Raw genomic sequence first — 21591 nt, forward strand, 5'->3', positions numbered from 1 at the left:
CCATGACCGCTCGCGAGAAGCTCCTTTTAGGATGCGGATTGGGAGGACTGTTGGCATTAATCGCACATCCTATATCTCGTTCTTTATTGTTTTATCCCTTTTTAGGAAGCAATCCGAAAGAAGCGCTTCAAAAAGAACCGATTTGCTCCGTCCCTGCTCCGATTCCAGAACCAAAACACATCGTTGATATGACGGAATTGGAAATTTATCGCAACGCAACTCTCATCTCCCGCAATTGTCTGAGCAGGAATGCACAAACCATCTCCGATAGGGACTGCGAGATTGCGTTACGTTTTCTTACCGAAGCGGAAAAATACGACCCCGATAACGCTGTATGGCCTCAAATCGCTGCAGCCATTTCCTATCACGCTGGAAGATACAAAGACGTCCGTTCTTTTCTTTACCGGGCTGCGCAAAAAACCTCCTGGCGTAACGGATCCGAAATTTTAGTTCAGGCAATTTGGCATAACTTGAGTAGAGATGCCGGGATCCGCCTTTCATGGCAAGGACTCTTGGCCCTTTCTTATCGTCCTGAAGACATCCCCAAATTGTTTGCAACCTTGAAAAAACTCACAAAAAGCCGCGCTTCTCTTTTCTCCACATTACGAGACAGTAACGCTAACCCACTAAAGCAATCAGAAACCTTCGATTCCCCCCCCCTTCCAAACCCGGAAGGAGATTCAGAATCTAACGCTTGGTTAAAAATGAACTCTCCCATCGAAAAAGATATGGATTTCGTTCTGCGGCTTTACCTCCTCTTCAATGCTGGATTAATCAGGGATTTCGCGCGCTCCATCGAATCAGGAAAAATCGCCATCGATGTCGCTTCAGATGTAACCGGCGCCAGGGTTGCCCCCCCTGGAGAACTTCGCCCCACAGCCATGGAAACACTAAGAACACAATTTATCGCACACGCTCATCGCGTTATGGGCGACGAAATCGGCAATCGCACGAGGCGCGAATTTCGAAGCAATACCGCATGGTATGCAATTTTGCGTTCCTCAAACGAAATAGCAGTAGAGCAACGAAGAGTTTTTCTATTGTCGTTATTTGCTCCCATCATCCCTTCGAGTGTTTTCTTCGCAGGAATCACAGTGACTCTACTGGGCCTTTTAGGATACATTTTTGTACATCTCTGGGGAAAATTCCCTCATCCTGACAACCGCGTAATCCTTGCCATAGCAATCCTCGGAGCAGTCGCTGTTTGGGCTTGCTCCTCGTCATGGTTGCTCGGAGCATGGTGTTTGTTGGTGGGGGGGATAACCGCATATCCTATGCAAACCTCTAAACCTGGAATAGTTCCGATAAAGGGTCATAGCCGATTAATGCTCAATTTGATAGGCATATTGAGTTTCGTTCTTTTAGTGATATGGTTTTCATCTCTCAACCCCTCTCTTGTTTTGGCGCAGAAACAATCTCCCTTTTTAGCGAGAATGCTTTCAGATTCTTCGATGTGGGGTCAGCTCGCTTTTGTGATTCTCTCTCTCGTAATTCCCATCACTACCGCATGGGCACATCTACAGAAAAAGCCCGTCCTCGCCTACATCGGAAAGGCTTTTGCAAATATCGGCTTTCTTCTCTCCATTATTTCTCTCGTCGCAATTCTGATTTTTACACCCTTGGCGATTTATATAGATTCTCGCTTGCAGCCCATCGTAGAATCTTGGATATTAAACGAACCACAGGCTTTTCGGATCATTCAACCGTGAAGACGTCTCTTCAAAACATTGACTCGAGAGGTGAACTTCAGGCGCTTATTTCTCATGCACGCACTAAGCGAAAAACTTTGCTCGAAACACTAAAAGAAAAACCTGCGGGCGCGAGTTGGTGTCGTCTTTACACCGCTTTAGCGGATAACGTCGTTCGCAAAATTTTCCACATCGCATCCATGGAATTGGGGCTCGATCCCTCAATTGCAGTCGTCGCTACGGGCGGTTACGGAAGGAAGGAACTTGCTCCTTACAGCGACATAGACATCACGTTTATTCCAAAAGACGAACTCGACCCACGAACCGAAAAGTCCGTGCGCACGATTTTCCATCTTCTCATCGAAGTCTTCGACAATTTGGATTGGAAGGTAGGTTATGCATATCGTTTACCCAGCGACTGCCCTGGTTTAGATGCGGTTACACGCACGGGTCTTCTCGATGCGCGTCTTATCTGCGGGAACCACGATGCGTTTGCGCAATTCGAAGAGGTCTTTTATAACACATTCCCCATTGCGGACTTTCTTATCGCAAAAATCGAAGAGCGCAACGAGGCAAGAAAAAAATTTCACGACACACCGTATGTCATCGAGTTTCACATTCGAGATGGCGCGGGGGGGTTAAGAGATTTTCAATGCGCGCGATGGATGGAAAGGGCATTAAAAATACGTCCTCAGAACGAAACGAGGCAAGCAGTAGAATTTTTATTGAAAACGAGAAACCTCTTGCAACTCGTCTCCGAAAGAAAACAGGACCTTCTCGTGCGAACGAAAGCCTCCGATGTCGCCTCGTTACTCGGCATTTCAAACGATGAACTGCTCATGCGAGTCCAGCAATCTGCCGAGACCATCGAAAGAAAATGGCTCAACACTTTGCATCGCATCAGAAACTCCACGTTCGAACTCTCTCCGAGAGTTTATGCCTCGCACGGAGAATGCAAAATTCACGACAATGCCGACCTCGCAAATGCCGCTGTCGGTGTCAGCAGAGCAGTGCGTTTAGGGCTTCGAATTACGCGCGGCACGATTCCAAAAGAATGGGGAGACGCCCCTCGCATCGTGGAATGTTTAGCCTCCGGGATCGAGGTGATTCGTGGGCTCGAGGAATCCGGATTGCTCGACGAAATATTGCCTGAACTTCACGCGTGCCGATATTTGCCATCCGACGACCTTGTTCATTTGTTCACCGTCAAAGAACACACCCTGAGAACAATCGGCTTGTTAGATTTTCTACGACAATCCTCTGAGAGCATAGAACAAATTCCCTTCTCTCATAAAAGTTTGCCCATAGAGCTCCCCCCCCTCCAGTCTGATGCACTCTTATTTCACACCCCTTCCATTGCCACCGTCTGGAACGACATCACCAATCTGCGCCCGCTGTATCTCGCTGCGCTTCTGCACGACGTCGGAAAGGCACTCCCCGGAAGTCCGCACAGTGAAACCGGTGCAAAACTTGCGGAAGCGGTTTGCGAAAGACTCGGAGTTTCGGGAGATGAAAAACAATCCGTCGTCTGGCTCGTTCGCGAACACCTTACTCTCGCAAAAATCGCACGTACTTACGATTTGGCAAATCCAAAAACCGCATTCGAACTTGCACGAATCTGCCAACGAAACGATCGATTAGCCATGCTTTATGTCTTGACGCTTGCAGATACCGCCTCTGTAAGCCCCGAGAACTTGACACCGCAACTCGCTTCGGCGATTCACGAACTCTACGAAAAAACGAGACGTGTAATCAGCATGGAAAATGCACAAAAGGAAATATCGCTCGAAAACGATGCTTTGTTGAGAAGCAAAGCAAAACAACTAACGGAACCCGTTCGCGACAAAGTAGAACTAGAAAAGTTTATAGATACCATGCCCATTCATTATCTGCTTGCCACTCCGACCGAGAACTATCCTCAGCATTTGGAATCTTTGCGAAAAGCGCGTGAAGGCGAAATTGTCGTGAACTTCCAAAATCGCCCAGAGGCTCATGTTACGGATATCACGATTTGCATGCAGGATTTACCGAAACCCGGTTTGCTCAGCCGCATTCTCGGTGTAATTTATGCTCTCGATTTGACTACACACAGCGTCCGCGTCGCTTCCCTTCCGAATTCCCCCCCCATTGCTTTCGACACGATTTCCGTTTCTTTCCAAAATCACTTATTGCCTCCTGGAATTTGTCGCTTGGTCGCTAAGGAATTTCGCAATCGCTTGCGGGATGCGTATCTCGTGGAAGAGTTGCTAAAAAAACACGGGAAAGAGCCGAAACGAAAGCAACAACTTCTCAAATACACGTTTCAAGAAGGAGCACCCGCAATTTTGGATATCGAAACTCCTTTGGGACGAGGGATGCCTTATCGTGTCTCCCGCATGCTCGCCGAATACGGCTGGAACGTCGAATTCGCACGTATAGGTCAATGGTCGGGAAAAGCAGTCGCACGTTTTTATTTGAATCTTCCGAATGGGAAAAAAATTCGCAAAGAAGACATCGAACGTGCTTTCGAGAAAAAGGTGTGAAAAGATTTATTGATTGGTATTTCCAAGCACATATGTTTGCCTTTGCTTGCTTTTGCTTGCTTTGTACTTAGGAGTTTTGGTGAATGAATGACAAGGGTAAACTGATGTGTAAAGTTGGCTAATAAAGAACTCGCTGAGGGCGTGGTGCACAAGGTTCCGCCGGATTTACGAAAAATCCTCGTTTCTTCCCCAAAGGCTAAAGCCGCATGGGAAGACATTACGCCGCTCGCTCGTAACGAGTGGATTTGCTGGATAGAATCTGCAAAAAAACCAGAAACGAGGAGTCACCGAATCGAGAGGGCTAAGAAAGAACTAATCGAAGGAAAGCGTAGGCCGTGCTGCTGGCCTGGTTGCCCTCATCGTTGAGAACTGCGAAAAAACTCGCCAGAAGGTAAGCCCCCAATAGAAGATTCACTTGGAAATCATCGAGTATGAGATAGTAATATCTCACGCCGATGTTGCAAAGGATGACGGAAAACGAAGCATGAAAATTCTTATTTTCGGATGCGGGCGAACAGGTGCTGCGCTCGCGCGAATGATGGCAAAACGGGGCAACGAAGTCGTGGTTATCGAAAGAGACCCCAAAGCCCTCGACCGTTTAGGGGAAGACCACGGGTGCAAGACAATAATCGGAGACGGATTGGACGAGGACGTGCTAAGGAAAGCCGGAATCGAAGAGGCAGACGTTTTCGTGACTTGCACGCGTGGGGACAATACCAATCTCATGGCAGCACAAATCGCTACCACTCGCTACCGTGTCGAACGAGTATGCGTAAAAGTCAACGACCCGTCGAGAGCAGCGGAATATCGCAAATTGGGACTGTTTTGCATAACCCCGAATCTCTTGACTGCTGGGATGATGAGAGATTGGATATTAGAACAACCTTTCCAACCTATAGATACATATAACGTTATAGAAGAAGGAGAGTAAAAACTATGTACGTAGTGATTGTCGGAGGCGGTAAAGTCGGCTCTTATCTTGCAAAACGCCTTGTAGGTGCAAAAAGCGAAGTGCTCCTCATCGAAAAAAATCGAGAAGTTGCAGAAGATCTACGACACTCCTTAGGGGATATCGTTCTATATGGCGACGGATGCGAAGCACAAGTACAGAAAACAGCAGGCTTTCAGAGGGCTGATGTCGTTGCAGCAGTTACCGGCGAAGACGAAGACAACCTCATTGTGTGTCAAATGGCGAAAAACACTTGGGGGGTCCAGCGCACAGTTGCGCGTGTGAACGACCCTTCGCATGCTTGGTTGTTCCGAGAACTGGGAGTCTCCGCAACCGTAAGCGCAACCGATGTTCTTTATAACCTTATCGAACAAGAAATCACACCGGACGAAGTCATTCCTTTGGCGGCTTTGAGACTCGGAAATATCGAAGTGGTAGAGGTTACGCTCACTTCGCGCTCACCTGCCACAGGAAAAAAAGTGCGCGATTTAGAATTACCGCCTAAAACAAATATTATTTGGCTTTTGCGAGGAGAAGAGGGGTTATTGGTGGATGGAGAAACGACACTTCAATCTGGAGACACGGTAGTTATGCTCGTCCCCACCGAATACGAGGCGGCACTTAGAGAGATATTTTAAACAACCATCCGCTTGTTCTAAATAGCGTTCTGCGAAAGCGCTATCACTAAGTCTGGAAGCGATAAAACCAGTACTTTTTCGGATGAGTTATTTTCGTGCACTCCTCATTGTTACGGGCAGTTCACACCTTTGGTTATGGAAGAAATTTCACTGACGATCTTCAGCAGTGGACAAAAAATGTTGACCCTCGCAGAAGCCAAAAAACATATAGGTCTGAAGGTAGAAGTGCTATACAAGGACCGTTTAGGCAATGATTACAGGAAACACGGCGAATTGTTAGCAGTAGAATATGTTCCTCTTTACGGTACGACACTTCGCTTCGATTTCGGCGAAATCGGTTTAGAGAAAACTCTCGCTATCACTCCTTTAGAGATCTCTCGTGCCGCGTAGCCTTAGTTTCAGGCGTTCACTTTTAGGGTGCTAAACACCTCTACTTTTTTGCCTAACCTTCCAAGAAGTTGAGGCGAAGTTGAGGCATATCCCCTCTTACGTGTCATACTCTTCAGTCCATGCCCCTAAGACTATTAGGTTCTCAAAGAGTCATTAACGGCAAACTTTTCCTCGGTGAGTTCTCTGCAGAAGAACTCGCCCAAGAATTCGACACCCCCCTTTACGTTGTAGACGGTGAAGAGTTCAGACAAACCATTCGACGATTCGTAAAAACGTTGAGCGATATCTATCCGAATTCTTGCACCGTATACGCCGCGAAAGCGAACAGCGCACTCGGCGTTTTGCAAATCGCAGAATCCGAGAAACTCTATGTAGACGTGGCGAGCGAAGGAGAATTAGAAGCAGCGATACGAGCTGGTTTTCCACCTAAACGCATCTATCTTCACGGAAATAACAAAAGCGAAAGGGAGCTTACGCGTGCAGTGGAAATTGGAATAAAAGCCATCGTTCTCGATAATTTTTATGAAATCGAAAAGTTAGCGAATATCTGCAAAAATAAAACGAAAATAACAGACGTAATCGTACGTTGCGCTCCAGGTGTTGACCCGGAGACTCACGAGGCTATCAGCACAGGGCAAGAAGACACGAAATTCGGTTTCAACATCGCAGACGGGAGTGCGGAAAGAGCCGTGAAAGAGATTCTGCGTCATCCCTCGATGCGATTAATAGGCTTTCACTGTCACGTCGGTTCGCAGTTGTTAGATTCTAAAGCGCATCGTGCAGCGGGAGAAAGATTAGCGAGATTCGCAATCTCCTTACGCAAAGAAATCGGTGATATTGAAGAAATAAACTTAGGAGGGGGATTGGGAATACGATACACGGAAGAGGACAACCCAGAACCTGTCGAAGTTTTCTTGAAGAACTCCATCGAAGCGACATTGGCTCCTTTCGAAAATGCGAAAACGCTTCCAAAAATATGTTTCGAACCCGGGCGTTTTCTCATCGGGGAAGCGGGAACGACGTTGTATCGGGTCGGCGTTATAAAAACCGTCCCCATCAGCGAGAAAAGAAAAACGCGGACGTATGTCGTCGTGGATGGGGGTCTTGCGGATAATCCGAGACCGCAATTGTACAATGCACGCTACATTGCAATCAATGCAACTCGTGCTGATAAAGAACATGACGCCCCTTTTCGAATTGCCGGAAGGCATTGCGAAACGGACACATTGATTCCGGAAGCCAAACTTCCAGAAACGACAACCGTGGGAGATGTAATTGCGGTTCAATGCACGGGTGCGTACAATTTCTCGATGTCGAGCAATTACAATCGCTATCCCCGACCTGCTATGATAATAATCGAAGGAAAAGAAAAACGTTTAGCAGTCAAAAGAGAAACCTTAGATGATTTATTCCGAAACGAAATGATTCAAGAGAGGGTAGGTCGTTGACGGTGAGTTCCTTTGATTGGCTATCATCGAAATCTCCCTCCACCGAGCCCATAAGAATTATCATTAATACAAATGCCTGAACAAGCCTTGCCCTGGGTTTCCATCGTTATAATTCTGCTCTCTGTTTCACTGCACGAATTCGCCCATGCGAAATCGGCAGATTCTTCTGGAGACCCCACTCCTCGTTCTCAAGGACGGGTAACTCTCAACCCCTTGGCTCATCTCGACCCACTCGGAACGCTCATGATTATCGTAACTTCGCTAACGGGTTTCGGAATCGGGTGGGGTAAGCCGGTGATTGTGAACCCACGTTATATGCAAAATCCACGAGTAGACCATTTTCTTTCTGTGTTATGGGGTCCTCTTACGAATTTCATTCTCGCTGTGGTTTTTGCAATTGCGTATCGCTACGCCGCGCTTCCGAGTGGAAACGAAATGTTTATTTATGTGTGTTTGTTAGGAACAATTATCAATATCGGTTTATGTTTTTTCAATCTCATACCTCTCGGTCCATTAGACGGTCATTGGCTTCTTGCTGCATTGCTTCCTGCGCGAATCGGTGCGCGCTTCGGCATCTGGAGCCGAACATATGGAACGATGATTTTGTTTACCATCATTCTTCTCGATGGTTTTATTTCGAATATGACGAACAGGCCGACTATCTTGAGCATTGTGTTACGCGACCCCATGGTAAGGGTTAGCCAATTACTTTTGGGTACATAAGTATCAAGCTTTTTGATTTTATTTAGCTTAGAGGTTAAGTCCGTTTTGCCAATTCCTCAACGAAAAGACGGTCCGCTTCGATATATTCTTCTTCCGGAAGCGTAATGAGCCCATATACGCACTCCGTTCTTCCTGTTCGAACAGCCCATGCAGCATCACCGTAACTGTAATGCCACCATTCGTCGGCGCAATTGGAAAATCCAGCCTCTATCATCGCCTCGTATAAGATAAGGCGATTGCGTTGCACCTCTTTCGGTACGTTTTTTGCGAAAGTTGGCGCATAAAGGAAGCGGTCACCACCATACAAATCTATAGGTTCACCGTTCGCATTCAAAAGCCATACATCTACCGCCCCGCCGGTGCAATGACCGGGGGGGGCTTTTTGGTCGTAAGGTGCAAAGAAACGATTCGTCAACCTTCGCAGTGTGGCATAAGATGCATGCGGGTGTTTCTCGCGCATCTGTTCGAAAAAACGGTCATAAAGGAGTTTTTGTCGTTGCAAAGAACGCCACGCTTCACGCAAGCCCAAACGGTAATTCGGTTCGAGCAATTTATTCGCGTTACGGAGCATTTGGGCTGCTGTTTCCCTTAGCCAGGGAACGGCGGTCTCACGCAAAATGGGCAATTCCGGAAAGAATTTTCTCAAATCTATAAGCGGCTCGTGATTTTCGATGAGTTTAATTCGATTGAGTGCTGCAATCGGCTCTCTGCGCGGATGGGGTAGCACCATAGGATTAGCGTTTGAAAAGAAAATACAAAAGCAGCAAGAATCCCAAGACTTGTACCGTGTTTTGCGCGGAATAACTTTTCGAGGGATAAGGTACTTCGATGATATCTTCTGGCTGAAGTTGCATATCTTCGGAACTATTCGCCTGAATCTCGCGGACGTTCATCGTATACATCTTCGTTCCTCCCCCCTCTTGCTTGCGATAAAGTTTCACGCGATCGAGGCGGGCATTTTCGAAAGGTTGAGATTCTGCTAAAGCCTCTAGCAGCGTGAGACCTTCCGTAAAAGGAACGAGCCCTGGTCTCGTGACTGCTCCTCGCACATAGATATAATCCGTAATCTCCCGCATACCTACGGTGATTTGGTCACCGGGTTGCAGAAGAAGTTCCGCTTCTTCGGAATCCATATTGATTTTCTTTTTCGTTCCATCGTTTCGTGCCAATTCTATGGCTTTAGGGTCTCCGTCCCGTCTAAGCCCCCCCGCTTTTCGGATTGCCTCCTCGACGGTTAGTCCCTCCGTGAAAATGAGAATGCCAGGACGATTCACAGCACCGAGAACCAGCACCTCCAAACCTGCAACTTTCAAAGGAACAAAAACCTCTTCACCGGGATACAAAAGTGGATTCCCTTCCGGATTTCCTTTCTCGAAAAGCGTGTAATCCACCGTTCGTACTTCGCCTCCGGGACGAACGATTCTTATCGCTGTAAGGTCTGCTACAACAGTCGGTTCTGCACGCGTGATGACGTCTTTGAGAGAAATTCCCTCGCGATAAGCAACCTCTCCCGCATTTCTTACAGCCCCCCCATAACGAATCGGCTCACGTGCCTTCAAAGTTATGCTAACAGTCGCTTGCTGAGACACTCCTTTTTCGATGATTGTTTTCGCTATCCGCTCCGCCGCTTGTTTCTCGGTCAAGCCCTGAATATTTATTCCACCGATTATAGGAAGAACGATTTCGCCCTTTTCGGAGACCCGATATTCTCCATCCAATTTTGGTTCTTGGATGCATTTGAGGACAACGACGTCGCCGATTACGATGTTTTGAGCATTCGTGAGCAAAGGAAACCACAAAAATATGAGCACTAAAAACAGGATTTTATTCATGCGACCTCTTTCGATGGGAATACATAAAAATAGTACCTTGCGCTAAAATTGTTATACCGTGCCGAAACTTTTTCCACACAAAATCGCCGTAGAAACCGACCGTCCCGATTTCCCTAAAATTTGCGCATGTTGCAACGAAAATGCGGATACAGCATACACGCCTACCCCTCCTCCCCGAGCCCCGGGAATGCCTATATCGGAAGAACCCTTCACCATTCCCTACTGTAGCGCGTGCCTTTCTCATCTCCGAGCATACGAGTGGTTGAGCACGTGGAAGCTCATTTCACTCAATATCGGAGTTTGGTGGGTTGCGCTCGGGTTGGTCGGCAACGTTTATGGAGTCTCTTTGCTTATCGGTCCTATTTTTGCTATTTTCATTTACGGCGAGGCTTATCGCAGGCTTCGAGACTCGCTCAAACGAAAACCGACTTGTAACACCACAGAGAGCGCAGTGCGATTCGTTTGGTACCGGAAAAGCACGTATGTTTTCTCATTTGCATCTCCGGAATATGCAGGAGAATTTACGAAACTCAATCATAAAAATCTCAGCGAGGATATTAATACGTAAAGGTAGACTGGAATAGATGGAATACCGAATAGAACGAGACAGTTTGGGAGAGGTGGAAGTTCCGAAAGACGCTTATTGGGGTTCTCAGACCGAACGAAGTCGCCGTTTATTTCCTATTAGCGGAATAAAAGCGCACCCGAAAATGATAGAGGCTTATGTTCTTTTGAAAAAAGCCTGTGCAGAGGCGAACGGCGAATTAGGGATGATTCCTTCGGATGTCGCAAAGGCAATCAGCCGAGCGGCAGACGAAATCCTAAGCGGACAATGGAGAGACCAATTCCCTGTGGATGTGTTTCACATGGGAGCGGGAACGAGCTTCAATATGATGTTTAACGAAGTTCTCGCAAATCGAGGGGAAGAGATTTTAGGGGGGGAAAAAGGGAAATACGAAAAAATTAATCCGAACGATCATGTGAACTTCGGACAATCTACGAACGACACCTTCCCCACCGCAATGCGAATAATGTCGCGCATGCTTTTGGAAAATCTCCTCCTGGAGGTGGATTTGCTTTCAGAAGCATTCCATTCCAAAGGTAAAGAATTCGACGGTATTCTCAAATCCGGTAGAACGCATCTTCAAGACGCCGTTCCGATACGTTTGGGTCAAGAATTTCGGGCTTACGGGATTACGATTGCAAGGTGCAAGAAATTACTCGAAATCGCTGCGCAAGAATTAGAGGAACTGGGAATCGGTGGAACTGCCGTGGGCACGGGAATGAATGCGCATCCTAAAGCGCGATTTATCGTCGTTCAAAAACTGAAAGAATGGACAGGCTTCCCATTCCGCCCTGCAGAAAATTTAATCGAAGCGATGCAATCGCAACGATGCATGTCCGTATTGGCTGGCATGGTGCGGATACTTTGTTTAGAACTCACGCGGATTGCGAATGATTTACGTTTGTTAGCTTCGGGTCCACTTACGGGATTCGCAGAAATCGTGCTCCCCCCCGTTCAGCCAGGGAGCAGTATTATGCCCGGAAAGGTGAACCCTTCGATGGCGGAGAATCTCAATATGGTTCTGTATCAAGTTTTAGGTCAGTGCCATGCGATAGATATGTGTGTACAAGCCGGGCAACTGGAATTGAATGTAATGATGCCCTCGATGGCATTCAGTAGTCAGTTTATGTTGGAAATCTTAGCGAACACGTTGCGAACTTTTCGGGAAAATTGCGTAATCGGAATACGCGCAAACGAAGACGTTTGCAGACGATATGCGGAGACTTCGCCTTCTCTCGCTACAGCGTTGAATTCGTATATTGGATATAAACAAGCGGCGGAAGTCGTGAAAAAAGCGCTTGCGGAAGGCAAAACCATTCCTCAGGTCGTTCGAGAACTCGAACTTTTGGATGAAGAAACCTTACGCAAAGCCCTCGACCCGAGTTTGCTCACAGAGCCTGGAATTCCAGGAAAGACGGAGAAATGATTTCCGAACGAAAGAACTCGAACACCTAAAGTATTCGTTTCCAAGATTAAATAAAAACGAAGGCGCGAAAAAAATCGCGCCTTCTAATGTTTCCGATGCGAAATTTAGATACGAACACCGATTGCGCCGAACCAACCGTGATTTTCGATACTATTCGTTTCCGGTGCTACCTCGTATCCGATTTCAGCAGAAAACTGACCGCCGAAATCGTATCCAATAGCGGCGAAGCCACCGAAACCCCATTCGTTATCGAAACCTTCGACCCGGTTGTTGTAGTATCCAGCAGCGAGACGTGCATAAAACTGACCGGGTTGACCGGCAGTTCCCGTATCTTGAACTCCGAAGTTCATTCGCACCCCCCAGTGGACACCATATGCCTCGGCATCAGTGCCACCTTCGGAGGAAAACCATCCTCTCACTCCGAGAAACGACATCGTGTTTTCGCCGAGCGGATACATGTAGTAGTCGATGCCACCCATGAAACCAGCTTCGATGTCGAACGGGGGGTCTTGTAAATCCCCTTGGTACAGGTGCCCACCAATCGTTATGTGAAAGGGCTTTGTCTCAGGGGGAAAGTACTGCGCCATAGCCATAGGCGCAGCGAGTGCTAACAATCCAAGCAAACATAGTTTCGTCTTCATCTTGAAGACACCTCCTATTTTTATGAGGCGCTGCAAGGCAGGGCTTCCGAAGTTTCCCCCGCCTTGCGTGCGTCCATGCATATCGGTCAGAGTATACCGAGAAAGTCCGATGCCTCGCCGCTCTATAGACCCATCTCAGGCGAAGACGAGTTTTACTCGCATTGCTCCGTATTACGACGTCTTGATGGAATCCGTGCCCTATGAGATGTGGCTTTCCTATCTGAAATTGGTCTGGTCATTCGCAGAGGTATCACCGCGAGAAGTATTAGAAGTCTGCTGCGGAACGGGGCGTTTATGCAGGATGTTGGCGAAAGAAGGCTATATCGTTGCGGGGGTGGATAAATCAGCGGAAATGATTGCGCAAGCGAAGGAAATCGCCCGACGAGAAGGCTTAGATATTCATTACGAAGTGCAAGACGTCGCTGAAATGAATTTACATAAAAGATTCGACGCCGCGTTTTCGTTTTTCGACAGTTTGAACAACATTATAGATTATCAGCAGTTCATGCGCGGATTGGCACGAGTTCGGATTCATCTCGAATCCGAAAAGCCATTTCTTTTCGATTTGAATACGGCATACGCTTTCGAGAAAAAAATGTTCGATCAGCAATGCCTCAGTCAATCGGCGAAAGTTCGCTACAAATGGAAAAGTCGTTGGGACCCGAATACGCGGCTTTGCGAAATTACCATGCGATTTTGGATTGGAGACGAGCATTTCGAAGAGATACATGTTCAACGCGCTTATAGCATCGAAGAAATTTACGATGCGATGGATGCCGCAGGCTTTCATTCTATATCTATTTTCGATGCCTATACTCTGAACCCCCCCAAGAAAACTTCAGACAGAATCCATGTTTTAGGGTTTGCATAAAATGAATTCTGCTATGTGCATTCGGGCGGCGAAAATCGAAGATGCTTCTGGAATTGCATCCGTGCACGTCCACTCCTGGCAAACGACGTATGTGAATATTTTTCCCGAGGAGTATCTGAAGCGTCTCGACGTGTCTATGCGAGAAAAATGGTGGACGCGAGTTCTCTCTGGCGGCGAAGGCGAACATGGGGTTTTTGTCGCTGAGGAGAATTCATCGCATATTGTCGGGTTCGCGTCTTGTGGAAAAGAAAGGGCTCTTCAGCATCCGGATTATACAGGTGAACTCTATGCAATTTATATTTTGCAAGAGTACCAGCGTTTAGGAATCGGTAAACAATTGTGGGATGCTTGCGCCCGATGGCTCATTGCGCATGGACACGATTCGATGCTCGCCTGGGTGCATCCAGAAAATACCGCATGCAGGTTTTATGAATCGCTCGGGGGGGAAATCGTAGAAAGAAAACGGGAACGAATCGCAGGAGAAATGCATGAGGTCATTGCTTATGGGTGGAAGAATCTTCGAAAAATATCGCTATAAGCTTTGCAGGTTTGCTTGATATGCCATAAAGTTGGGGTTATAGAAAGTCTTTATAAAAGCATAGCAGTTGCTATTTTTTCTTCGATTTTACTCACGTGTTCTTCCGGATCGAACGTGACGATTAGCGAACGATCGGCAGCGTCGTTTATCGCATCGATGTGGCTGATGACCAAAATCTGCTCGAACCTTTCCCGTAAAGCGTTCAATTGCCGCATCACACTATCCCTTCGGATGTTGTCCAACGAGCCGAAAACCTCATCGAGGATCAACAAAGACATCGCATGTCCGCTATTTTCTTGAATCAAGTTCGCTAACGCTAATCGAAGAGAGAGATTAACCAAGTCTGTCTCCCCCCCACTGATTACTTCTTTTCCAATTCCATCATCCTTCAAAACAGGTTCGTAACGGTCGTTCAGTTCCAAACTCGTGTATCTCCCTTCGGATAGGGTATTGATGAATTCACTAGCGAATTCCTCCAGCAATTCACGAGTGCGCAATGCCAAAATTCCATATAACCCATCGAAAGCTCTGGCAATTTCCGTATACAAAGTCCTTTGCTTTTTCCATTCTTCGACCTCTTTTTTTCTTTCCTCGTATTTCTTCATTTGTTCGACAGCACGCTCTAATCTATCTTTCTCGGCTTTTTCTTTCGCTTTCGCATCCGTCATCTTCAGTTGAATAGTTTCGTACTCTTTTTTCATTTCCTCTTGTTTCGAAAGGACTTGTTCTGCTTCCGCCTTGTTCATCCCTAAATCTTTTTGGCGTTTTATCTTCTCTTCCCTTTTCTGTTTTTCCGCTTCGAGTTCTTTTTGCATCGTATAGAATTTTTTTTCTAAACTCTCGAGCTGTTGTTCGATGTTCGCGTTTTCCATGTAGTTACGCCATTTCGGTTGCAGTTCTTTCATCTCCTCCTGCACGGCTTGGATGCGATTTTCGTCGAAGGCGGGCGGATATTTCTCTATCTGTTTTCGTAAAGATTCAATCTCGTTCACGAGTTCTTTTTCTTTGTTCCTCAATTCTTTGGCTGTGTTGTCCTTTTTCGTTTCTTCTAAGCGCTGTTCATCTAAGGTTTGCAATTTTTTCTTTTCTTTTTCTAAATCTGCCTTCTTCGTTTTGTATTCTTCCGGTTCTTTTTCTATACACTCCAAGTCTTTTTTCAGACTTCGGTATTCCTCTGCGATTTTGGAGATTTGCTCTTCGAGCTCCAATGCCCTCGGAAGACGCCCTTCTTTCAATTTCTGTCCGCATGTCGGACATTTGCCTTCTTTTACCGATTCGTCTAAACGCTTCTGTTCTTTTTGCAAGTTGTCCAGCTCTTGATGCTTTCTATCGAAAAGCCTTCGTGCTTTTTCTTTTTCTTTCTGCCATTTCTTCTCGAAGAGTTCGATTTCTTGCTCCAACTGAGAAATTCGATTCTTTGTTTCTTGAAACTCTTTTACGACTTTTGCCAAAAGAAGAGGTTCGAGTTCCTTCAAACGCTTTCTGGTGTCTGCCAAATCAACCTCGGCACGTTCCATACGAGACTGAGTTATGGCTCTTTTCTGAAATTCTTTCTGTTTTTTTAACAGAGAATCCAATTCACCCTTTAAAGCTTCATATTTCTCAGCGTCCGGTTTCAAATTGTCTCTTTCTTCTTTCTTTTTCTCGAGCGCTTTTATCTCGCCTTCCGATTGTAAGAGATCTTTTTTCAAACGTTCTTCGAGTTCTTTCCTCTGCGCCAATTCTTTATCAATTTCTATCACCTCCTTCGCCGCCTCGACACGAGAACTAAAATCTTTCAACTTAGTACTTATATCCTGAAATTCTTTTTCTACTGCCTCTCTCTTCTTTTTCGCGTCGAGATATTCCGCTTCTGCATCTTTCTTTTCTTTTTCGTAGTTTTGAGCTATCGAAAGAAAGGCTTCGCTTCCCTCGATTTTATTTTTCGCCTCTTTCGCCTTTTCTTTCGCTAACTCCTGTGCCTTTCTCAACCTCGTATATCCCAGCATCTTCGCGATTTCGTCCTTTTTATCGCTATGACTTCGAAAATTCAAAAAATCGAGTTGCTTTTGCTCCGTACAAAAACTATTGCGGAATTGCTCGTAGGTCATGCGGAGCAAACGATTTTCGACGAAGCGATTCACCTCGGTAGGCGACGCCGCCAAGCATTTTCCTTCCGCATCCAACACTGTTGCCTTACTGTTGCTTTTCCTTAACTCCCTAATAACTGTAAATTCACGACCATCCAACACGAATCGCAACTCAACCAATGTGGGTTCATCTCCTTTACTCCACTTATTGGGAATGGTTTTGTTTGAATCCCTCGCTTCGCCGTACAAACACCAAATCATCGCTTCGAGAAGAGTCGTCTTTCCGCTACCATTTTCACCGACTATTGCAGTAATTCCGGGATGAAACTCGATGCTTTCCTCTCGATATTGCCGGAAATTCTGGAGTTTAAGTTCCTTCAGAAGCATCTTTCACCTCTGCTAACAATGCGTTGCCCGCTTCGATGAATTCATCTCGGGAGATGTTCGAAGGAAGTTCTGCCTTCGATGCATATTCTTTCCATTCTTCTTCTAATCTTCTGCGAGATTGTTCTCCACTCCGAAGGCCAGACGAATTAACTTTCTCCGTACTCACTATGTAACGATAAGATAAACACAAAGACTTCAATTCGCGATACACGCTCGAAGGAATTTCTGTGCGCGCAGCGGGATGAACATTTTCGATGACTTGCCGCACGACAGGCTTCTTCCCGTCTTTCAATTTCCCGACCTTTTTCTGAAACGACTCCAACATTTTTTCGCCGATTTCCTCCCCCGAAAGACCACGAGCATCTATTACGTTCAAATCGTAAAACGGACGTACAGGCTCCACGGGAATAAACTCCAAAGTTCTTTCTTCTGTGTCGAAAAGATACCATCCCTTCTTTTCGGAAATTTCTTCCCAAGGGTTCGAACTCGTATAATCTGTCGAGCCGGAATAGGCGACCTTTCCTCTTCGCAATTCTTTCCGAACATGATAATCACCGAGCGCAACGTAATCCCACAAGTCGAGATGAAACTCCCTGATATCGAAATCGAAACTCAATCCATCCTTGATACTGCGGTCTAAACCATGAGCCATAAGAACGTTCACCCTCTGCCCAGAGGTGGGGCGTAAAGAGACATTCTCTATATGCGCAATCCCGCGCACAGGGGCAGCAAGAATCTCTACACCGTATTCTGGAAAAGATTGTGAAACTATACTGCTCGTTATTGGAATGATTCCTTGAATATATCTATACAGTTGCAGAATGCATCCTGTACCCAAAGTTTTATGAAGGTCGTGATTCCCTGCAAGAATTACGAACGGACGATAGTCACGCGCTTTTTGAAATTCGCTTAAAAGATGATACGTTTTTATTATCGTCGCATTGCTCGGCTGCGGGCTTTCGAAAAAATCCCCCGTATGAAGGACGATGTCGGGAGCGTAAGAAGAAATGGAATTCAAAAACTTTTCGAACGTCTCTAAAACGTCTTCTTCGCGCGGGCACATCCCACTCGGAGCGATTTGCCCGAATGCACAATTGCCTAAATGCGTGTCGCTGAAATGCGCAATCTTCATCGTTTCTTACTCACATGCCCATCAGCCCAAATCACGTTGTTTCCGCCCTCTCTCGGGGGATTCGGCAAAGAGGCGAAGGGTATTTCATCGTAAGCGTTTTTCTCCGTTTTCGTACTATCGTATATTGCCGGGGTCTTCTCGGGGTTAGACACTTCGTCGCTCCATTTTCCCGATAATTGCCCATTATAAGCGTAACCATAAGCAGATGCATCTATCGCAGCCAAGTCGGGACATCTGAGTTTTTTCTGCTGTTCTTCGGCGGGCAAATCCGCGGCTCTTAAATATTTACCGAGTTCATCCATCCAAACTTCTTTGGGAGGATAGGCGTCGTTTGCCTCCAAGTACAATTTTAGCGCTTGGCTAAGGGATTTCATATTTTCGAAGCAACTTTCCGGATTGTACGTTCGTTTTCGGGAACACTGAATGTCCAAAAATGCTGGCAATTTCGGCAAAAACGGTGCGATAAGATAAAATCCATACCCGAACGCCGCGAAAAAGAGAAGCAATATCCACAACTTCCAACGTCGCAAAATTTTCTTCACGTTTATTTCTTCTCTAATACCAACTTGAGTGTAATGATTTCGAAGGGTTTATAATCGAAAATCACGGCGTTGTCCGAAACGTCCAACTCGTCCAAGTCGTTTTCCATCAAGTCGCAAAGATATGCAGTTCGGAAACTTTTCGCGCATCTCAATTCCGCTCTGCCTCTCGCGTTGTGGCATTCGTACATGCGAACAATCAAATTCGAAGAATCCTCCGCCTTTTTAACGCTTTCGATTACGATGTTTCTATCATCGCACGAAAGGAAACGCTCTTGCGCTGTATTATTTCCCGTTTGCTTTTCCAGAAAGCAATAGCGCAATTTGCTGTTCAAGGCATAAGCGGCATGCACCACTCCAGACCACGGGAGCGTACCGAAATGCGGAAAAAGGACATAAGTGAATCGGTGCTCTCCCATATCTGCTTCTGGGTCTGGCGCTTTCGGCGCTCGTAAAAGCGTTAATCGCAAAACATTACCTAAAACATCACAGCCGTACTTACAATCGTTCAACAAAGCCACACCCTGATCCCCTTCGCTGATATCGAACCATTTCTGGCAACAAACCTCGAAGCGAGCGATGTCCCACGAAGTGTTTCGGTGCGTAGGTCGCTCGACATGACCGAATTGAATCTCGAAACTCGCGCTGTCAGAATGGATATTTACAGGGAACGCAACCTTGAGCATTTTTTCCTCTTCGTGCCAATCCACCCAAGTGTCGAAACGAATTCCCGGTGTTGGTCCTAAACTGATTCGTTGAACGAGTCGGCTATTTCCGAATCGTTTTTCGATTTCCATCGCCACACGTACCGGTCCAGTTTCGACAATTTCAACTCTATCGCTTCGCAATAGATCTCTTCCGGTTTCCAATGCAAAGATATCCACATCCCAAGCGCTCCACCCGAGCGGTTTGTCTTCGAAAATTTGGAAGACGTTCGCTAATGCCCCTGGAGCGATGTACTCCGTACCGTCTTCTGCAGAAACCACACTCGTTATGTTTCCGTGCTGGTCGAGTCTCACAGTCCAAAATTCGTTTTCGATTCTTCTCGGGCGAATATTTAAACGGGGGAGAATGGTGGGGGAGTCTGTACTTAAATCTGCGAGTGCAACTTTGCCCATCGCCGCTTCTGGCAAAGGAAAAACGAGAAACTTATCCCCGAACTCTTCGATCAATTGCACCGGCAGCGCTTGATTTTCGCAAACGATAGACTGAGGAACGAACCCTTTCGGAGGCATCATTCGTGCTTCCGTAACGCAAGGAGAGAATTGGAAAAGCGCAACGGGCTTGTTGCAATGCGAAGTGTCGAAATCTGCTGAAATTTTTTTCAAAGAATTTTCGATAATGCTTTCACCTTTTTGAAAAACTTCTTCGTAGTCCTTTTCGCTTTGCTCGTAAACTTCGCGAACACTGCTACCTGGCAGGATATCGTGAAATTGATTGAGTAGCACTTTCTTCCACAACGTCGTGAGTTCTTCAGAAGGGTAGGAAATGGGATATTCTGGGTCGAAGCAAGCGAGCAATTCCGCATCTCTGAGCAATATTTCCGCGAACCGGTTGTTTCTTTTCGTCTTCGCTTGCGTTGTATAGGTACCGCGATGCAATTCGAAATAAAGTTCTCCCACCCAAACGGGCAAGTTCTGACATTTCGATTTCGCTTCTTCGTAAAACTCCGATGCCTTCCTCCATTCGATTTGCGGCATTCCCGGAGAGCGCGATGCGCGTTTCAGAAACTCTATCATCTCCTCCGTAGGACCGCCCCCCCCATCTCCATGACCGAATATATACAGCCCTAAGCCGCATGCGGGGAAATCCTTATTCTTATGAATATGACGAAGCAGTTGCTGGGGTTCGGCATTCCCTGTATAAGTATCTGCGGGGGGGAGATGTGCACGCACTCGTGAGCCGTCAATGCCCTGCCACCAGAAATTCGTGTGCGGAAAAGGATTGAATTGATTCCAAGAGAGTTTCTGGGTGACGAAATATTCGATTCCGGATTTGACTAAAATTTGCGGTAAGGCTCCGGAATAGCCGAAACAATCGGGGAGCCAAAGGTCTTTCGTATCGATGTTGAATTTTTGTAAAAAGTATCGTTTCCCATAAAGGATTTGCCTTACCAAAGATTCCCCCGAAGGGATATTCGTGTCCGGCTCGACCCATGTGCTACCTAAAGGCTCCCATTGCCCCCCTGCAATTTTATCTTTCACCCTCTCGAAAAGTTTCGGATACTCTTCTTCGAGCCATTGATATTGTTCTGCTTGGCTGTGCACGAAGACATAGTCTGGATGTTGCTCCATGAGCGCGAGTTGTATCGCCGTCGTATGCGCCATTTTTTCTTTCGTGATTTCTATGGGCCAAAGCCAAGCGGTATCCAAATGAGCATGACCTACAGGAGTAAGTTTGTGGTATCTGTCCACACGCTTCTGGCTCAAAGCCTCCTTTACCGCTTTACTTGCGAAAGAGAGATTTTCGCGTTTTTCCGATTTGTATAAATTAATCGCCTCGTTCAACCCCCATCTCAAGCATGCTCTCGCCACATCCTCTTCAGGAAAAGCCTTCATGAGAAGATAAGCGAAGCGGCAATCCAAATAAAACTGCCATAACTCCGAATCGAACACGCAAAGCCGCGTTTCTCCGATTTCGAAACTCCCCTCTTTCCTTTCGGAAGAGGCTTTCCCGTGCACACGGACATTTGGATTCCCCCCGTAAGCGCGAATATAAAGTTCGATTTTCTCCCCCCCCTTTGCGTTTTCTGTCACTCGAAAATAAGGATGCGCGCGATCTATCCCGCCCACTATGGTATTCCCTTTCCAAACATTTCCCTCCGTCCCTATTTCGATTTGCGCAACGACGTTCTTCCCTGCCCACGATTTCGGAATCATCCCGGTTGCGCGAAACCATGCACGCTGATAAGGAAAACCCCAGCGAAAACCTTTCCCTACGTTTACGAATTCTTCGTTTTTCGGAGGTTGCTTCGAGCAAGAGCCCGCGCAAAATTCTAAACGCAAATCGGAAAAATTCGTAAGAATTTCGGGCTCGAGTTCATTTCGAATGAACTGCGCGATTCTTTCTTCCGTGATATGTGGATATTTAAACATGAAAGTCTCTCTCTTTTTCTAAAAAGTTCAAAGGGCGATTCTCACTGCATTTTACTGGAAAAGCAGTTTACTTCCTCTTGAAAAAGAGCATGATAATGATATATAAAACCTAAAATGCTTTCTTCGGATGCGGGGCTG

The 21591-nt window shown here is 46.5% G+C and carries 18 protein-coding genes; 11 read left to right on the forward strand and 7 right to left on the reverse strand.

Features of this window, described 5'->3' with window-relative positions:
* Nucleotides 1-2: 2 nt before the first annotated feature.
* The 7 genes from VNK96_08825 to VNK96_08855 all read left to right on the forward strand — a co-directional run bounded on the left by VNK96_08825 (nt 3) and on the right by VNK96_08855 (nt 8358).
* On the forward strand, nt 3-1709 hold the full coding sequence (locus VNK96_08825; GenBank protein ID HWP31804.1) for a hypothetical protein: 1707 nt from the start codon (nt 3-5) through the stop codon (nt 1707-1709).
* The gene (locus VNK96_08830) at nt 1706-4210 is read left to right on the forward strand and encodes an HD domain-containing protein (GenBank protein ID HWP31805.1); all 2505 of its coding nucleotides are present in this window, start codon (nt 1706-1708) and stop codon (nt 4208-4210) included. Before VNK96_08825 ends, VNK96_08830 begins: the two co-directional genes overlap by 4 nt.
* Before the next feature lie 484 nt (nt 4211-4694).
* Entirely contained in the window at nt 4695-5141 is a 447-nt protein-coding gene (locus VNK96_08835) for a TrkA family potassium uptake protein (protein ID HWP31806.1), read from the forward strand.
* 5 nt (nt 5142-5146) lie between these two features.
* Complete coding sequence (locus tag VNK96_08840) at nt 5147-5797, forward strand: NAD-binding protein (protein HWP31807.1); 651 nt, start codon at nt 5147-5149, stop codon at nt 5795-5797.
* A 135-nt stretch (nt 5798-5932) separates the two neighbouring features.
* Nucleotides 5933-6187 (forward strand): hypothetical protein, encoded by a 255-nt coding sequence (locus VNK96_08845; protein ID HWP31808.1) that lies wholly within the window; start codon nt 5933-5935, stop codon nt 6185-6187.
* 119 nt (nt 6188-6306) lie between these two features.
* Nucleotides 6307-7635 carry a diaminopimelate decarboxylase gene (gene lysA, locus VNK96_08850; protein ID HWP31809.1) on the forward strand — a complete coding sequence of 443 codons (1329 nt, stop codon included), beginning with the start codon at nt 6307-6309 and terminating at the stop codon, nt 7633-7635.
* Nucleotides 7636-7707: 72 nt separating this feature from the next.
* Nucleotides 7708-8358: a site-2 protease family protein gene (locus VNK96_08855; protein ID HWP31810.1), complete on the forward strand. Its 651-nt coding sequence runs from the start codon at nt 7708-7710 to the stop codon at nt 8356-8358.
* Nucleotides 8359-8392: 34 nt separating this feature from the next.
* On the opposite strand, the gene VNK96_08860 is transcribed toward VNK96_08855, so the two are convergent.
* Both VNK96_08860 and VNK96_08865 read right to left on the reverse strand, forming a co-directional pair.
* Complete coding sequence (locus tag VNK96_08860) at nt 8393-9088, reverse strand: M15 family metallopeptidase (GenBank protein HWP31811.1); 696 nt, start codon at nt 9086-9088, stop codon at nt 8393-8395.
* A gap of 4 nt (nt 9089-9092) precedes the next feature.
* Nucleotides 9093-10190 carry an SLBB domain-containing protein gene (locus tag VNK96_08865; GenBank protein ID HWP31812.1) on the reverse strand — a complete coding sequence of 366 codons (1098 nt, stop codon included), beginning with the start codon at nt 10188-10190 and terminating at the stop codon, nt 9093-9095.
* A gap of 58 nt (nt 10191-10248) precedes the next feature.
* Here VNK96_08865 and VNK96_08870 point away from each other — a divergent pair, with 58 nt between their 5' ends.
* The gene (locus tag VNK96_08870) at nt 10249-10758 is read left to right on the forward strand and encodes a hypothetical protein (protein HWP31813.1); all 510 of its coding nucleotides are present in this window, start codon (nt 10249-10251) and stop codon (nt 10756-10758) included.
* A 16-nt stretch (nt 10759-10774) separates the two neighbouring features.
* Nucleotides 10775-12181 carry an aspartate ammonia-lyase gene (locus VNK96_08875; GenBank protein HWP31814.1) on the forward strand — a complete coding sequence of 469 codons (1407 nt, stop codon included), beginning with the start codon at nt 10775-10777 and terminating at the stop codon, nt 12179-12181.
* Between the two features lie 104 nt (nt 12182-12285).
* On the opposite strand, the gene VNK96_08880 is transcribed toward VNK96_08875, so the two are convergent.
* A complete protein-coding gene (locus tag VNK96_08880; GenBank protein HWP31815.1) occupies nt 12286-12822 on the reverse strand; it encodes a hypothetical protein in 537 nt (178 codons plus the stop codon).
* Nucleotides 12823-12931: 109 nt separating this feature from the next.
* Here VNK96_08880 and VNK96_08885 point away from each other — a divergent pair, with 109 nt between their 5' ends.
* Both VNK96_08885 and VNK96_08890 read left to right on the forward strand, forming a co-directional pair.
* A complete protein-coding gene (locus VNK96_08885; protein HWP31816.1) occupies nt 12932-13693 on the forward strand; it encodes a class I SAM-dependent methyltransferase in 762 nt (253 codons plus the stop codon).
* A gap of 1 nt (nt 13694) precedes the next feature.
* Nucleotides 13695-14231 (forward strand): GNAT family N-acetyltransferase, encoded by a 537-nt coding sequence (locus VNK96_08890; protein HWP31817.1) that lies wholly within the window; start codon nt 13695-13697, stop codon nt 14229-14231.
* 50 nt (nt 14232-14281) lie between these two features.
* On the opposite strand, the gene VNK96_08895 is transcribed toward VNK96_08890, so the two are convergent.
* Genes VNK96_08895 through VNK96_08910 form a run of 4 tightly spaced genes read right to left on the reverse strand, consistent with a single transcriptional unit; the run spans nt 14282 to nt 21453 of the window.
* Nucleotides 14282-16687, reverse strand: a complete 2406-nt coding sequence (locus VNK96_08895; protein ID HWP31818.1) for an SMC family ATPase — start codon at nt 16685-16687, stop codon at nt 14282-14284.
* On the reverse strand, nt 16668-17819 hold the full coding sequence (locus tag VNK96_08900; GenBank protein HWP31819.1) for a metallophosphoesterase: 1152 nt from the start codon (nt 17817-17819) through the stop codon (nt 16668-16670). Before VNK96_08900 ends, VNK96_08895 begins: the two co-directional genes overlap by 20 nt.
* Nucleotides 17816-18361 carry a hypothetical protein gene (locus tag VNK96_08905; protein ID HWP31820.1) on the reverse strand — a complete coding sequence of 182 codons (546 nt, stop codon included), beginning with the start codon at nt 18359-18361 and terminating at the stop codon, nt 17816-17818. The genes VNK96_08900 and VNK96_08905 overlap by 4 nt, the downstream gene beginning before the upstream one ends.
* A 2-nt stretch (nt 18362-18363) precedes the next feature.
* Nucleotides 18364-21453: an alpha-mannosidase gene (locus VNK96_08910; protein ID HWP31821.1), complete on the reverse strand. Its 3090-nt coding sequence runs from the start codon at nt 21451-21453 to the stop codon at nt 18364-18366.
* Between the last annotated feature and the right edge of the window lie 138 nt (nt 21454-21591).

The organism is Fimbriimonadales bacterium, assembly GCA_035559795.1.
GTDB lineage: Bacteria > Armatimonadota > Fimbriimonadia > Fimbriimonadales > ATM1 > DATMAR01.

What these genes read in the sequence shown, in the direction of transcription:
- VNK96_08875 (HWP31814.1), top strand. Translation starts at nt 10,775, where the DNA reads ATGGAATACCGAATAGAACGAGACAGTTTGGGAGAGGTGGAAGTTCCG.
- VNK96_08860 (HWP31811.1), bottom strand. Translation starts at nt 9,088, where the DNA reads ATGGTGCTACCCCATCCGCGCAGAGAGCCGATTGCAGCACTCAATCGA.
- VNK96_08880 (HWP31815.1), bottom strand. Translation starts at nt 12,822, where the DNA reads ATGAAGACGAAACTATGTTTGCTTGGATTGTTAGCACTCGCTGCGCCT.
- VNK96_08840 (HWP31807.1), top strand. Translation starts at nt 5,147, where the DNA reads ATGTACGTAGTGATTGTCGGAGGCGGTAAAGTCGGCTCTTATCTTGCA.
- VNK96_08910 (HWP31821.1), bottom strand. Translation starts at nt 21,453, where the DNA reads ATGTTTAAATATCCACATATCACGGAAGAAAGAATCGCGCAGTTCATT.
- VNK96_08885 (HWP31816.1), top strand. Translation starts at nt 12,932, where the DNA reads ATGCCTCGCCGCTCTATAGACCCATCTCAGGCGAAGACGAGTTTTACT.
- VNK96_08900 (HWP31819.1), bottom strand. Translation starts at nt 17,819, where the DNA reads ATGAAGATTGCGCATTTCAGCGACACGCATTTAGGCAATTGTGCATTC.
- VNK96_08865 (HWP31812.1), bottom strand. Translation starts at nt 10,190, where the DNA reads ATGAATAAAATCCTGTTTTTAGTGCTCATATTTTTGTGGTTTCCTTTG.
- VNK96_08890 (HWP31817.1), top strand. Translation starts at nt 13,695, where the DNA reads ATGAATTCTGCTATGTGCATTCGGGCGGCGAAAATCGAAGATGCTTCT.
- VNK96_08855 (HWP31810.1), top strand. Translation starts at nt 7,708, where the DNA reads ATGCCTGAACAAGCCTTGCCCTGGGTTTCCATCGTTATAATTCTGCTC.
- VNK96_08895 (HWP31818.1), bottom strand. Translation starts at nt 16,687, where the DNA reads ATGCTTCTGAAGGAACTTAAACTCCAGAATTTCCGGCAATATCGAGAG.
- lysA (HWP31809.1), top strand. Translation starts at nt 6,307, where the DNA reads ATGCCCCTAAGACTATTAGGTTCTCAAAGAGTCATTAACGGCAAACTT.
- VNK96_08825 (HWP31804.1), top strand. Translation starts at nt 3, where the DNA reads ATGACCGCTCGCGAGAAGCTCCTTTTAGGATGCGGATTGGGAGGACTG.
- VNK96_08845 (HWP31808.1), top strand. Translation starts at nt 5,933, where the DNA reads ATGGAAGAAATTTCACTGACGATCTTCAGCAGTGGACAAAAAATGTTG.
- VNK96_08835 (HWP31806.1), top strand. Translation starts at nt 4,695, where the DNA reads ATGAAAATTCTTATTTTCGGATGCGGGCGAACAGGTGCTGCGCTCGCG.